The sequence below is a fragment of the Thermococcus thioreducens genome, from assembly GCF_002214545.1.
Taxonomy (GTDB): Archaea; Methanobacteriota_B; Thermococci; order Thermococcales; family Thermococcaceae; genus Thermococcus; species Thermococcus thioreducens.
Genome location: NZ_CP015105.1, coordinates 667288 through 681447, shown reverse-complemented (window position 1 = coordinate 681447; position 14160 = coordinate 667288). Strand labels below are relative to the sequence as shown.

The 14160-nt window shown below is 52.7% G+C and carries 11 protein-coding genes and 2 tRNA genes; 6 read left to right on the top strand and 7 right to left on the bottom strand.

Annotated features, from left to right (window positions below; genetic code table 11):
• Positions 1–1182, top strand: a complete 1182-nt coding sequence (locus A3L14_RS03725) for a geranylgeranyl reductase family protein (RefSeq protein WP_074631484.1) — start codon at positions 1–3, stop codon at positions 1180–1182.
• On the opposite strand, the gene topA is transcribed toward A3L14_RS03725, so the two are convergent.
• A complete protein-coding gene (gene topA, locus A3L14_RS03720) occupies positions 1183–3342 on the bottom strand; it encodes a DNA topoisomerase I (protein ID WP_074631397.1) in 2160 nt (719 codons plus the stop codon).
• 81 nt (positions 3343–3423) lie between these two features.
• On the opposite strand from topA, the gene A3L14_RS03715 reads away from it, so the two are divergent.
• Together A3L14_RS03715 and A3L14_RS03710 are read left to right on the top strand one after the other, a co-directional pair.
• The gene (locus tag A3L14_RS03715) at positions 3424–3744 is read left to right on the top strand and encodes a cupin domain-containing protein (protein WP_055429014.1); all 321 of its coding nucleotides are present in this window, start codon (positions 3424–3426) and stop codon (positions 3742–3744) included.
• A 101-nt stretch (positions 3745–3845) separates the two neighbouring features.
• A tRNA-Pro gene (locus tag A3L14_RS03710) sits at positions 3846–3923 on the top strand.
• Positions 3924–4671: 748 nt separating this feature from the next.
• Here A3L14_RS03710 and A3L14_RS03700 read toward each other — a convergent pair.
• Positions 4672–4748 (bottom strand) — tRNA-Thr (locus A3L14_RS03700).
• A 26-nt stretch (positions 4749–4774) separates the two neighbouring features.
• A complete protein-coding gene (locus A3L14_RS03695; RefSeq protein ID WP_074631486.1) occupies positions 4775–5371 on the bottom strand; it encodes an RNA ligase partner protein in 597 nt (198 codons plus the stop codon).
• A gap of 60 nt (positions 5372–5431) precedes the next feature.
• On the opposite strand from A3L14_RS03695, the gene A3L14_RS03690 reads away from it, so the two are divergent.
• Together A3L14_RS03690 and A3L14_RS11910 are read left to right on the top strand one after the other, a co-directional pair.
• Positions 5432–6640 (top strand): hypothetical protein, encoded by a 1209-nt coding sequence (locus tag A3L14_RS03690; RefSeq protein WP_055429016.1) that lies wholly within the window; start codon positions 5432–5434, stop codon positions 6638–6640.
• A gap of 103 nt (positions 6641–6743) precedes the next feature.
• A complete protein-coding gene (locus A3L14_RS11910) occupies positions 6744–6944 on the top strand; it encodes a class III signal peptide-containing protein (RefSeq protein WP_055429017.1) in 201 nt (66 codons plus the stop codon).
• A gap of 9 nt (positions 6945–6953) precedes the next feature.
• Here the strand turns inward: A3L14_RS11910 and A3L14_RS03680 are convergent, their stop codons facing one another.
• From A3L14_RS03680 to A3L14_RS03665, 4 genes are all read right to left on the bottom strand, one after another.
• Positions 6954–9257, bottom strand: a complete 2304-nt coding sequence (locus A3L14_RS03680) for a TRAP transporter permease (protein WP_055429018.1) — start codon at positions 9255–9257, stop codon at positions 6954–6956.
• A gap of 2 nt (positions 9258–9259) precedes the next feature.
• Complete coding sequence (locus A3L14_RS03675) at positions 9260–9715, bottom strand: DUF1850 domain-containing protein (RefSeq protein ID WP_055429019.1); 456 nt, start codon at positions 9713–9715, stop codon at positions 9260–9262.
• Between the two features lie 15 nt (positions 9716–9730).
• The gene (locus tag A3L14_RS03670) at positions 9731–10765 is read right to left on the bottom strand and encodes a TAXI family TRAP transporter solute-binding subunit (RefSeq protein WP_074631399.1); all 1035 of its coding nucleotides are present in this window, start codon (positions 10763–10765) and stop codon (positions 9731–9733) included.
• A 160-nt stretch (positions 10766–10925) separates the two neighbouring features.
• Positions 10926–12839, bottom strand: a complete 1914-nt coding sequence (locus A3L14_RS03665; protein ID WP_198300099.1) for a KamA family radical SAM protein — start codon at positions 12837–12839, stop codon at positions 10926–10928.
• 418 nt (positions 12840–13257) lie between these two features.
• Here A3L14_RS03665 and A3L14_RS03660 point away from each other — a divergent pair, with 418 nt between their 5' ends.
• The gene (locus tag A3L14_RS03660; protein WP_055429020.1) at positions 13258–14076 is read left to right on the top strand and encodes a D-aminoacyl-tRNA deacylase; all 819 of its coding nucleotides are present in this window, start codon (positions 13258–13260) and stop codon (positions 14074–14076) included.
• Positions 14077–14160: the final 84 nt, after the last annotated feature.

The following is a 14160-nucleotide window of genomic DNA, read 5'->3' as shown; positions in this document are numbered from 1 at the left end:
ATGAAATACGACGTTGTGGTGGTCGGAGCAGGGATAGCCGGGCCAATTGTTGCCAGAAACGTTGCCAAAGCCGGGTTCTCTGTCCTGCTCATTGATAAAAAGCCCGCCATCGGCACGCCCAAGCAGTGTGCCGAAGGAATAAGCATGACCGTGTTCAAAAAGTACGACATCCCCTACGACAGACGATACATCAACCGCGAGATCTACGGTGCCAAGCTCTACTCCCCCAGCGGATACGAGCTTGAGCTCCGCTATAAGGAAGCCAGCGGGGTTATCCTTGAAAGGAAGGTCTTCGACAAGATGCTCGCCTACTACGCGGCAAAGGCTGGGGCAGATGTTCTCGCCAGAACCGAGGCGGTGGATGTTATCAAGAAGGGCGGCAGAGTGGCTGGAATAAAGGCCAAGCACGAGGACGAGCCGGTTGAGATTTATGCGGACGTCATAGTCGCCGCCGACGGCGTCGAGAGCAAGATAGCCAGAAAAGCCGGCATAAACACCTACGCTCCCCCCCACGAGTTCGACTCCTCCTACGAGTACGAGATGCTCATAGAGGGCTTTGACCCGGACTTGATTCACCTATGGTTCGGCAATGAGGTAGCGCCGAGGGGCTACGTCTGGGTCTTCCCGAAGGACGAGGACAGGGCCAACGTCGGCATAGGAATAAACTCAGACAATCCGCAGACCGCCAAGTACTACCTTGACAAGTGGCTGAAGGAGAACAACATACCCGCCAAGAAGCTCCTTGAGATAAACGTCGGTGTCGTCCCGGTTGGAGGCTTCGTGAAGGAGCTCGCCAAGGACAACGTGGTTGTAGTCGGTGACGCCGCCAGACAGGTCAACCCGATGCACGGCGGCGGGATGGCCGAGGCCATGGAGGCTGGAACTATAGCGAGCAAGTGGATAGTGAAGGCTCTCGAAGAGGAGAACATTTCGCTCCTCCAGAACTACACGAAGGAGTGGTGGGAGACCGACGGAAAGAGGCTTGAGAAGGTTCTCAAGGTCAGGAAGGTCACGGAGAAGCTCACCGATGAGGATCTTGACCTCTTCATCCAGGTACTTGGTAGCGCTGACGCGGAGAAAATAGCAAGCGGCAATTACGGGGGGGTCATAAAAGCCCTCCTGAAGCATCCAAAAGTCATCCTGAGCCCCAGGAGGATAAAGCTTCTCAGGGAGTTGCTGTAATCATCTCTTACCCTTCTTCCAGTCCCTGCAGTTCATGTCAACGCATATCTCGTACTCGCGGCCCTTTTCACGTATTTTGACCACCGGAGCGCCGCCGCAGCAGGTCTTGTCCGTGGAGATTATCTCGCCGCGCTGGAGGAGCGGGTAGGTGACGTTGCACTTCGGCCAGCTGGAGCAGCCGACGAAGCGCTTGCCGGTCTTCCTGTTGTATCTCACCACGAGGTCGCCGCCGCACTTAGGGCATTTGCCTATGATGAGCGGGCCTTTTCTTCCCTTCTCTCCATCTACCGACTTTTTAACCTCTTTCTCCTCTTCCTCGCTGAGCTCCTTCACCACGCCGGCCTTTCTGGCGGCCGTTTTTGAGGTAGTTGCCCCAGTTCCGGTAGTCTCCATGAGCATCCTCCCAATGTCGAGCTCCCTCTCCTTGAAGACCTTCAGGATTTTGATGAGCTGATCCTTGCTCTCCTCGATTACACCTTCCCTGTCGGCCTTTCCGGCCATGATGTCCTCCATCTTCTCCTCAAAGGCCCTCGTAAGCTCCACGCTCACTATATCGGGCACGTTCTTCTCCAGAGCTTCAACGACGCGCATCCCGAGGGGAGTGACCTTTATCTTCCTCTTGCCCTCGATGTAGCCCCTGCTGTAGAGGGTCTCAAGGATTTGGGCGCGCGTGGCTTTGGTGCCTATCCCGAGGTCCTCCATCTTTTTGATGACTGCCGCGGGGGAGTAGCGAGCCGGGGGCTTCGTCTTCTTCTTCTCGCGCTTTATCTGGATGACCTTTACAGGCTCGCCCTCCCTAAAGTGTGGAAGGACAACCTCGTCGAACTTGACGTACTTGCCGTAGACCTTCAGCCAGCCCTCTTTGACGGTTCTCGCCCCGCCCAGGATGAAGCGGTGGGAGTTGGAGTTTATTACAACCTTCATTATCTCCCTGACGGCCGGCTCCATGAAGAGCGCAAGGAAGCGCCTGACAATGAGGTCGTAGAGGTTGGCCTCGTCCTTGGTAAGCTCGCCGGGCTTGGGCAGTTCACCCGTCGGGTAGATTGCCGGATGAGCGGGGTCATCCTTCTTGCCCTCGACGGGCTTGAGCCTCTCCTTTCCGAGGAGCTCATGGGCGAAGGGCTTGTACTCCTGCAGCTTGGCAAGGTTCTGGAGAATGGAGCGGAAGTTGAGGTTTTTGGGGAGCTTCTGCGACGAGGTACGGGGGTATGAGCATAAAGCTCGCTCATACAGCTTCTGCGCAATCTCCAGCGTCTTCTTAGGCGAGTATCCAAAGGCGGAGTAGGCTTCCCTCTGCAGGGTTCCGAGGTCGAAGGGAACCGGTGGATTCCGCTTCTGCTGTCTGACCTCGACCTTCTCGACGAAGGCCGGCCCCTTCTTTGCCTCCTCGACTATCCTCTTGGCCTCCTCCTCGTCGAGTACCCGCTCCTTCTCATAGACCGCCGTGTACTGCTGGCCATTCTTCTCCAGGAGCATCTTTATGACCCAGTATGGTGTCGGCTTGAAGTTCTGGATCTCCTTTTCCCGGTCAACGAGGAACTTGAGGGTCGGCCCCTGAACGCGACCCGTGCTCAGAACCATCCACTTGCCGCTGGCGCGTTTTATTGCAGAAGTTAAAGCCCTCGAAAGGTTTACACCCCAGTACCAGTCGAGGACGTGGCGCGCTATCCCAGCGTCCGCCATCCCGAAGTTTATCGTCGGCTCAAGGTTGTACCAGGCCCTGAGGAGGTCTTTTTTGGTGAGTGCGGAGAACTTCATTCGCTTTGCCTTTGCCGGGTCGACCCCGCAGGCGTACTTGAGTGCAGTGTAGCCTATGACCTCTCCCTCGGTGTCGTAGTCACACGCTATTACAAACTCATCGGCACGCTTTGCAAGTGTAGCTAAAGCCTTGATGTAGTCCTTCGCGTAGCTCTTCCCTTTCTCGGCCACGTAAACCGGCACCCACTCTATGTCAAAGACGGGGTAACCATAGGTCTTGGTCTTCGGTGCGAGCGAGAAGAGGTGGCCGACGGCGGGAGCGACGATTATCCTCTTCCCGTCGCGGGTGAACTCGTAGTAGGGAACCTTACCTATGCTCTTTCTTACCGGCTTGCCTTCTGCCAAGGCGTAGGCTATCTTCCTGGCTACGTTGGGCTTCTCGGCAATGATGAGCGTGACCATGACGACACCTTGAAGCGATTGGGAATCCGGCTATAAAAATCCTTTTATAATGCACCGCATAACATCTGAAGGTGAGTTCAGATGTCCGAACTGCCCAAAGTTGAAAACCTGAAGGGCATGGTCAACTACCAGGAAGGCTCTATAGTGAGCAGAACTCTGCTGGATAAGAAGACAGGGAGCGTAACCCTGTTCGCGTTTGACAAGGGGCAGAGACTGAGCGAACATACGGCGCCCTTTGATGCCATGGTCTACGTCCTTGAAGGAGAGGCAGAGATAAAGATATCCGGAAAGCCCTACAGGCTAGGGGAGGGGGAAATGATAATCATGCCGGCCAACGAACCCCATGCCGTCAGCGCTCCCGAGAAATTTAAGATGCTCCTGGTGATGATAAAGTCGGAGTGATAGGTTTCATTTTTATACTCGGCCTCTGCCGTTTCTCGTGATGGTTTCCCAGTACAGCGAAAAGCTTAATAAGGAACCTTTCAATGCACTACTGCGGGCATGGGGCCGTAGGGTAGCTTGGCCCATCCTGCGGGCTTTGGGAGCCCGTGACCCGGGTTCGAATCCCGGCGGCCCCACCATTCAAACTTCGCTTGCGCGAAGTTTGACCAAGGTTCGTAGCTCCTTTTTTAAAGGTCAAATTCTGAGTGATTTTCTACCCGAACGGTGGTTTTAAATGTGAAAACTTTTCAAGTTGCTCCTTGATAGGGTTTAACTTTAAAATCGACGCCCGAAGGGCGTCAAAGAAGAGTAAACCCAGTGCCAAGGCCTGTTTAAGCGTGTTCTCCTGGGAAAACGAGTTTTCTGAGTGTAAAAATCTTTGTATTATGTTTCCTTTGGAGGGTGAGCTACGTGCTTTTGGTGGAGCTTTCCAAAAGCTCCAGCGCTGGCGGAAAATTAAGTGCTCTTTTAAATTAGGCTCATTTAAGTAGGGGTTTCTTTTCAACGTGCTTTGTAATAGGGGAGTTTTAGTGGGCTTTCTTAGGTGGGGTGCTCAATATTTGTTGGGTTTATTCTTTCCGCGCCCTCCGGGCGCTACTGAAAGTAACCCCTTAGAAACTTGGCCTTTAGAAGGTCGAATTCTCTAAAATAAAGCTTTTTCCACGCGGGTTCTACTTGAACCGCGCTCCGAAGGAGAGCTAAAAACTCGAACCCTCTAAAAACGCTCCTTTGAAATGAATTCATTCCTGCCCAAAAACAACCCGTGGAAAAACTCCACACTCAAAACACGCCTTTTCAAAAGGAATCACGAACCTTGGTCAAACTCTGCGGGACTATCGTCCCTTGCGTCGGGCAAAGCCCGACGTCGCGCAGGCGAAGTTTGTAGAATGGAGCCCCGGGCGGGGTTTGAACCCGCGACCTGCCGCTTACCAAGCGGCCGCTCCACCAGGCTGAGCCACCGGGGCGTCGATGATACCATGCAGGCCAGCGTTTATAAATTTTTCCCTCCCATCTTCTCGACGAGTCCTTCTAAAACTTCCCTGAAGTTGGCCGCGTCAATCCACTTGATGCCCATCTTCTGGGCCCAGGTGAGTACGCCGACGTCGGCGGAAACTATAGTTGCATCGAGCTCTTTGGCAAGCAGAATGAGCTCAAAGTCCTCCTTGCTGTCAACTATCCCCTCCCGCAGGGCCTTCCGGTAGTTCCTGCGCAGCTTCTGGATTATCCTGTCCACGTTGTCCGTCTCGATAACGCTCTCGCGAACTGCCTTCTCGGCCACGCGAAGACCTTTGTCGATGCGCCGCCTTATGTCGTCTATAAGCTCGTAGACCACAAAGGCAGGAATCTTGATGTCGTGGACGTTCGGGGGCTTTTTGATTATGTACAGCTCGATCTCGGGAAGGAGCTCCTCCTCATCGACGAAATGCATAACCTCGCGGTAGATGCCCGGGGGCATGTAGAACTCGACCTTTCCGAAGAGCCTCTCGGCATAACCCAGAAAAGTCCTCATAGCCTCAGTGGGGGAGCCGCCGAACCTGTTCCGGATCTCCGGGTTAACGAAAATGCTCGTGTCAAGGACGAACCGCATTGCCACGCTACCACCACAAGCTTATTTAAACCCGGAAGTTTAAAACGGTTAGGTGAAAGCATGAAGGTCGGAGTCGTTTTTGGAGTCAGCGAACTTGCAAACCCGAAGGCCTTTGAGAAGAAAGCCTCGGAGTTCATAACGGCCCTTGCAAAGGAGTTTGAGGTCGTTGGGGGCTTTTTCATCTCGACAAAGAGGGACTTCAAGGAGGCGAAGGAGGAGGTCAACTTCAACGAGGTTGATGCAGTTGTTCTTTACCCACTGACCGGCGGCACTGAGGGTCCCCTGAAGGAGTTTGCGGTTTACAGGAGGCCCACCGTGATTTACGGCGACCCGTTCAACAACTCCCTTGCGGCTGGAATAGAGCTCAGGGAGTACTTCAGGGAAAGGCTCGTCCCTTCAACCCTCGTCAAGGACTTCAACGAGCTGAAGGCGGCCCTGCTTGGCTACGAGGACATGAAAGAGACCCTCGATAAGTTCCTAAAAATGAGAATCGGTATAATAGGTAGGGTCTCACCCTGGCTTATCAACGAGAAGTTTGAGCTTCCTTACACGAAGATAAGCCTCAAGAAGTTCTACGAGTACTACGAGGCAACCACCGAGGAGGAAGGATGGAAGGTTGTGGAGGAAATCGTTGGAAAGGCCATCGAGATAAAGGAGCCCGGCAGGGAAGACCTCGTGAGGGCAGGCAGGATATACCTCGCGATAAAGAGGATACTGGAGGACTACAGGCTGGATGGGTTTACGATTGGGTGCTTTGACATAGTCATGAAGTCCAAAATGACACCCTGCCTGGCGCTGGCCATGTTCAACGCGGAGGGAATTCCGGCCGCCTGCGAGGGGGAACTGAACGCCCTGCTGGGAATGATGATAGTGAGGCGCTTCTTTGACAAGCCAGCCTTCATGGGCAACATAGCCGACTACGGGGAAAGCCACATAATCCTCGCCCACTGCACAGCACCGCTCATCGGAAAGTACATCATCAGGTCGCACTTCGAGAGCGGCACGGGGGTCGGCGTCGACGTCCAGCTGCCGAAGGGGAAGGCCAGCCTCCTGAAGATACGGGGAAGAAAGGCGGTCGTTGCCGGCGTCGAAGTTACCGGCCAGGAACACAGTGAATTCAGATGCAGGACGCAGATAAAGCTCCGCATAGAGGACGCGATGGACTTCATAGACGGAACCCTCGGGAACCACCACCTCCTCGTCTACGTGGACAGCGAGGAGCTGGCTGACCTGCTGAGCGAGCTGGGCTTCGAGGTAATGCTCTACTAAGACCCCAGCACCATTTATTCATCCCTTGTTTTTTGTTGATGCCTTCACCCTGGCAAAAATTTTATTAACTTTGAGTTACTTAATACAACATGGGGGTGATGGAATGAGGCGGGCCCAGGCTGCCATCGAGTACCTATTTATGGTGGCCGCTGCTCTGCTTATAGTACTCACAGTCGTCCGGATACTTGGGAGACTCTCAAAATCAATAGCCGAACGGAACGAGATGACCTCCAAGGAAATCGTGAATACCCTAAACCAACTACTCGGTGGTGGAGACAACAGTACGTCAATAAATATGGGATAAAAGAAAGGGTCAGGATGTCCTGATTCTCTTCTCATAGAGCATCAAGCCAAGAAGGAAGGCCAGCTCGATGCCTACGGGTATAAAGTGCAGTGACGCGGCAATAAGGCCAGTGACCACTATGGCAGCTCTGAGGACTACTGGGACACTGAGAGACTTGAAGTGGCCTGTAATCGCTATTGCCATCATGTACATTATCAGTATTGTTGCCAGCAGATAGTAGAGAACCCTCAGAGCGATCTCGGGGGTCCATTCCTGCACGGTTATGAGGAACATCTCTGGGTGTGTGAAGTAGATGTACGGCCCGATGTACCCTGCCAGTGCATATTTAACCGAGTTTATAGCGGTCTTCCAGAAGTCTCCACCAGCTAACGCTGAACCTGCATATGCAGCCAGTGCCACAGGAGGTGTTAGGTCTGCGAGTATTCCAAAGTAGAACACAAAGAAGTGTGCCGCGAGGAGTGCTATGGCAGTGCTGTATCCCGGCACGGAGGCGTCGTAGATAGGGTTGCCTGCGACTGCAGTGTAAACAGCTGGGGCCGCCACAAGGGAGGTTATAACGTAGTTCGCCGTCGTTGGGACACCCATACCCAGGATGAGGCTGAATATCATTGCCATTATCAGGAGCAGGAGCAGGTTTCCGCCGGCGAGGTCAACGAGCTTGTAGCCAAGGGACGTGACCAAGCCGGTCATCGTGAGGACTCCCTGTATAAGGCCTGCACTGGCAGCGGCGAGCATCACGGTAGTACTGGTCTTGCCCGCGTCTATCATGGACTCATACGTGGCTGAGTACATCTTCCTGCCGCCCTCTGTTCCCGACCTATAGCCCACAACGAGGGAGAATATTATTCCGAAGGTACCGCTCATCAGAAGTATCTCCTCTTTCCTCATGTAGAGCAGCTTTCCGAGAACCGCCATCAGTATGAAGAGGATGCTTATGTAGAACTTCTCATTGAACTCGGCTTTATCAGTGAAGAGCGCTGCCGCTACCAGAAGAGCAGCGAGTATCAGGAGCACTGCCCCAACCGGGGTGGCATACTGCCTGCTGGTGAACATAAGAATGGTCGTTATGAGCGCTATTGCCACATAGAAGTGTTCATGTCCCGGTATCTCGTCCTTTGATATCCAAGCGACCCAGATAGCAATTCCAAGGGAGGACACAGCCGCGATGTGCGGTGCAATTCCCCAGACAAGCGCCACCGTAATGACGACTATCGGGAGCAGGATGTAGATTTTCTTCAGGAAGTAACTCAGGGGCTTAAAGTGCTCCCTGGGCATCCCCTTCAGGCCGAGCCTCTTGGTCTCAAGGTCTATGAAGAGGTAGACGCCTATGTAGTATATCAGAGCCGGCAGGACCGCGGCTATGATGAGCTTGTTGTAGGGGACGCCGAGGAACTGCGCCATGATAAATGCAGCGGCACCCATAACAGGGGGCATCAGCTGGCCGCCGGTCGAAGCGACCGGTTCAACGGCACCTGCTATTTCAGGAGGATAGCCTGCCTTTTTCATCAGGGGTATTGTGAAAGTGCCCGTTGTCAGGACGTTGGCGACACTGGAGCCGCTGACGGTACCCATGAGCCCGCTTGAAATCACAGCGGCTTTGGCCGGCCCTCCCGGCCTAGTCCCAAAGAGACTTATCATGAACTCCGTGATGTAATCGCTGACCCCTATCTTCAGGAGGAACGCCCCGAAGAAAACGAAGGCAAATACGTATATCGTCATGACATAGTAGGGAATTCCGAAAATTCCTTGGTCGAGGTACAGGTACTGGACTATCCTCGTCCAGTTGTAGCCGGCGTCTCTGATACCATAGAGCAGGAAGATAACCACAATCGTGGGAAGAATCCAGCCTATGGCCTTCCTTGTGGCCTCAAGGACGAGTATTATTGCCAGTATTCCAAAGATAACGTCCGTCTGATTCACATCGTAGTACACCATGTACGTGGGCCAGCGCCAGAACTTGTAAAACGCAGCTGCCAGACCCAACAGGATTATCAGGTAGTCAAACCATTGAACCTTGGACAGGTACTTTTCCTTTTTCCGGATAGGGTACCTCAGGAAAGCTATGACAAATATCATTCCCAGCACGAAGGCCATTACCTGCTGATCCTGGAAGTCGAGCTTCAGGAACCCTACTTCAATTCCCAGTTTGCTGAATATGGAGTACAGAAGGAACATGAAATTGAAGATAAACAGTATCTCAAAAATGCCTATGAGTATCGAGGCAGAGTTGAGAACCCTATCCAAGGTTTTGGGGAGTGTCCTAGTCGTCTCAAGTTTTATCTTTTTCTCTATGGCCTCAAGGTTCTCTCCCATCTTCAACACCTCCTAATGGTTAAAATGATCCCAGGCACGGCAGTGACCTCTATTCTAAGAACGCCCTCCTGCGGGGGCTGTACAAACATGGGAATTCCATCCATCACAACGGTGACGTTGTTCAGGGGTATGAACCAGTATTCCCAGTGCTTTCCAAGGAACCTGTCCTCCCTTTTAACGTAAAAGTCCCCGTCCCTATAGTCGAAATCTATAGGCTGTCCCGCCAGGAACTCCTGCCACATTTCCATCGTAAAGTATATTCCGTCACCTGAGACTCTGTAAACGTCCACGACCTTTGTAAGGGAGACACTGTGGGTATAGTGAATCTCCAGCAGGGCCTGATTCCGGATGGGCCTGTAGCATTCGTTCCCATTAAACGCTACCCCAACCGCGGGGAAAGGGTAAATGGCCGGCGCGATCAGGAGAACGATTAATAAAAAAATGAAAGATTTCCTCAATATCCCACCCCTACATCAGGGCTTGACGCTTTCAGGGACTGTTATTCCCTGCTCTTCGTAGTACTTAATAGCTCCCGGGTGGAGCGGGACCATAAGGCCTTCAAAAGCCTTGTTGATGTCAATCTGCTTCGCCACCGTGTGGGCGGTGGCAAGGTCATCGATGCTGGTGTAGAGAATCTTGGTCATTTCGTAGACGAGGTCATCGGGAAGGTCTTTGTGGACGATAAGGGTGGCCTTAACGGCTATTGTCTGGGCGTCTTCATCCATTCCGTTGTAGGTTCCCTTAGGTATGGTCACCTTGACGTAGAACGGATAGCCCTGGTCGTGGAGTTTTTGAACGACTTCATCGGGGACTGAAAGTATCCTGACCGGGACCTTGACGGCTATCTGGTTGATTGCTGGAGCTGGGTAGGCTATAACTGTAAACTCCGCATCAACCTGGCCGAGAACAAGGCTCTGGGCGGCTTCTTCAAAGGTCTGATAAACGGGCTCGATCTGATCCCAGATTCCAGCAGCTTTGAGAACCCTCTCAGCGGTGGCAGCGACACCGCTTCCAGCGGCACCAACGACGACCTTCTTACCTTTGAGGTCGTAGATGGTCTTAATGTCGCTGTCGGCCCTCACAACGATCTGGACGGGCTCGGGGTAGAGTGTTCCTATTGCACGGAGATCTTTGATGGGCCCGCTCTTTTCAAACTGGTATATGCCGTTCCATGCATAATAGGTAACGTCGTTCTGGGCTATCGCCGCCTGGGCCTCACCCTTGCCAACGGCGAGACAGTTGGCAACGCTGGCACCGCTGGTAACTGCCTTGGCATAGATCATGTCACTCTTCTTGTTTATTACCTTTGCATACATCGAACCCAGTGCGAAATAGACGCTACCCGGTCCGGAACCTGTGTAAATGGTTATGATGTACTTTCCATCGTCGGTCTTCTCCAGGTTCAGGCCCTGGGTCGTTGTTTCTCCACCGCCGGTCTGAGTACAGCCGGCCGCTATCACGGCCAAAAACAAAACAAAGGTCAAACCAACTGCTGTCCATTTCCTCATCCTTTACCACCCCTTAACGGCTGACGCCCACATATGCGCAGGCGTCTAAAGATGTACATGTATCGCAGTATATGCACACTACATAGTTATATATTTTTTGGCCAGTTGAAAGTTTTACATGCTATTAAACAAAAACCAAATGGAAAACAATGAAAAATATTCAGTAGTAGTACCAGATGGTCCAGTAGTCTTTCGGATCCTCTCCGATGCTCTCCAGGTAGTCGAGGTACTCCTTAATTGGAACGTCGGGGTAGGTGTAGAGCTTGGTCTCGCTGATACCCTTCTCCCACGGATGCATGAGGTATATCCTGCTGCCGTCGGGCCTTATTCCGACCAGCTCCCTGTCCTGCCATGCACGGAGGTGGTTCTTGCCCATCCTGGGGACGTTGAAGACGGGCTCGTCCGGCCTGAACTGTCCCGGCAGGAGCCTTGCCTCCTCCTTCCTCTCCTGGACGACCCTGGCTATGGGCACGAGGTAGTCCTTCTGCTCTATCTTGCCCTTCGGATAGAAGGTGTAGTAAGGGTCGATGCCCACCTTCTTGAGGGCAATTCTTAAGGCCACGTTCTCAAAACGCCTGCTGACGTTTCTCTGGTATACCAGCTGGTTGTAGATATATATCCCCTGCTTCCTCAGCTTGTACGTGGCCTCGGCGACCTCAGGAGTTACCTCATAGGCGGTCTCGAAGTGGGTTGAGATGGCGACGTTCCTCTTCCCAGGTTCGATGTATGACCCGAGAATCTCGGCGAGGCCCTCGGTTATTCTCATTGGAACCGTGACTAGGATCCTGGTTCCCCAGCGGATGTTCACGACGTGATCCATCTCCGCAAGGCGGGACATTATCTTATCGATTATCTTGTCGCTGAGGGCTATGGGGTCTCCGCCGGTTATGAGGACGTCCATCATGGAGTCGTGCTCGGCGAACCACTCAAGGGCTTTCTCTATCTTGTCCCATCCGGGGAAGGAGCCGGCCATGAATGGCTCAAGAACCTCCCAGTTCCTCTGACAGTAGACGCATATCTGCGGGCAGGTGTCGTAGGCCTTGAGGATGGCAATGGTGACGTACCTCCTGGTGACGAGGTCTATCGGGGATGTGTCATGTTCGCCCATGAAGTCGAAGTAGTACTCCCTGTCCTCCCTGTGAACTATCATGTTGTCCATGTACCACTCCGGCGGCATTACCTGCCTTCTCACGTGCCTGTCGTATTTGTAAGGCTCCTGAAAGTCCCACAGGTGGAGGTAGTGAGTCGTTATTCCCCAGGGGATGCGGTATTTAACGGCCAACTCGACCTGCCTGAGGTCATCCTCAGGAACCTTGACTATGCCCAGCTCGTTGAGCTCCCTCAGGGTTTCAAGACCCTTCTCCCTCTTGAGGACGTGGGAGAACTGCCATTTATAGTCGAACCACTCGTCTTCGGTTATGCCAAAGTACTCCATAAGCTGTTCTCTCTGCTTCTTCCTTTTCTCGATAATTTCCCCGTCGAGGCCGCTCGGGTACTTCTTGAGGTAGCCCCTTATGTAGTCCCATTCCTTGTCAAGGTAGTCCGAACGGGCGAGAGCGGCCTTTCTCCCCTTTATCTTGCTGAAGTCCACGAATTTAATCCCTGCCGCTTCAAGCTTTGGTCCGAGCCAGCCTTTGGAGTAGCCGCTGACACCGGCCATAGCCTTGAATAGGTGCCTGAACTCCTCAACGAAGCCCTCCGTAATAATGCTCAGAACGTGCTTGTCTCCCCTTGCGGCTTTCCACAGGTATTCCAGCGTGCTGAAGCCCGCCGCCTTCTCCCCGTATTCGGAGATTATGTTCAGGAAGACGCTGGTGGCTTCGATCCCGAGCCATCTGTCTATGGGATCAACGTTAAATTCTCCGTTCTTGTATTTCCAGAGCAATTCCTCTCCGAATTTGGAAAGTCTTTCGCGAGCATCCTCTATAGTGTCGCTGGTGAGCAGTATCTCTTTGATTTCAGGCAGGGGTTCAAAAATCTCCATAAAGACCTCGTGATCAACTCCCTGCCTGAGGCCCCAGGGGGACTCCTCCACATTAAATGTGGAGACGGCACTTTCCATCTGTTTTTCCATATTTTCACCCCCTTCGATGCGGCCCTCAGGGACATCAGTGTTCCTGTCCCTTCACGGGTGTCCGGTTATCGTTCCTAGTGAGCTCCCATGGCTATATATATTTTACTTTTTCATGCCAGTAAAACCTGACATTATTAAAATTTTTTGCCAATAATTGCGAATATTTTACATATTTTGGGCCAAATTATTGAAAAATTGATAAAATATAATTTAACTTATGTCAAAGTCCCGCAGGCATCTTTACATTGATAAATTCCAAACTTTATATAAATTCAATGATCTGGGGTGTGTAATTCGACTTTATTCAAAAAAGGTAAACACCCCCAAATCGCTCATCTCGTCTCCACTGCAGGCACGGCAGGAGCGAAAAACAAAAGCATTATAACCCAAAGCCCCACACTGCGTGCGGGGAAGTAAAATGAGGGTGATAATGACTACCAAAATCGACCTTGCATCGATGAACATCAGGGACAAGCTGATCGGTAACTTCGGCTTCACCGAGACGGATAAATCATTCGATGGAAACCCGGTATACTCAAACGGGGACACGCTCATACTGACCACCAACGATGAGATGATATACTACGACGGCCTCGACAGGGCCATCGAGGAGCAGCTCGGCATTAGGCCAGAAATCATAGCCTTCGCCTCCAGGCACTCAAGCAAACAAAGACTGCCGGCACTCACCGTCCACGTGACCGGAAACTGGGGCAATGCCATGTACGGCGGGAGGGATGAGAGCCTCGCCATAGCCCAGCCAAGTGCGATGAAGCTCGCCCTCATGAAGATGAACGAGCTCAACGACCTCGGCTGGACGGTCTGCTACGAGGCAACCCATCACGGCCCGAGCGAGCTTGAAGTGCCGAGCTTTTTCATCGAGATTGGCTCCAGCGAGGAGGAGTGGGTGATCGACAGGGCCGGTGAGATAATAGCCGAGACGACAGTCTATGTGCTTGAGAACTACAGAAAAGCCAAGTTTCCGGTTGCTATTGGGATAGGCGGCGGGCACTACGCGCCCAAGCAGACGAAAAGGGCACTTGAGACGGAGGTAGCGTTCAGCCACATAGCGGCGAAGTACGCCCACCCGCTCGGGAAAGAGCTCGTGCTTAAGGCTATTGAAAGGACCGCGGAAAAGGTGGAGGCAATATACGTTGATTGGAAGGGGAGTAAAGGCGAAACACGGCAGATGGCTAGGGCTCTCGCCAAAGAACTGGGCTTGGAGTTCATACGGGACTGAATAATCGAAATCTTTAAAGATGTTGAGCGGGATTTTAAAATCAGCACTCGCCCTTAGCTAAATTTATATACTACCTGCCTACAA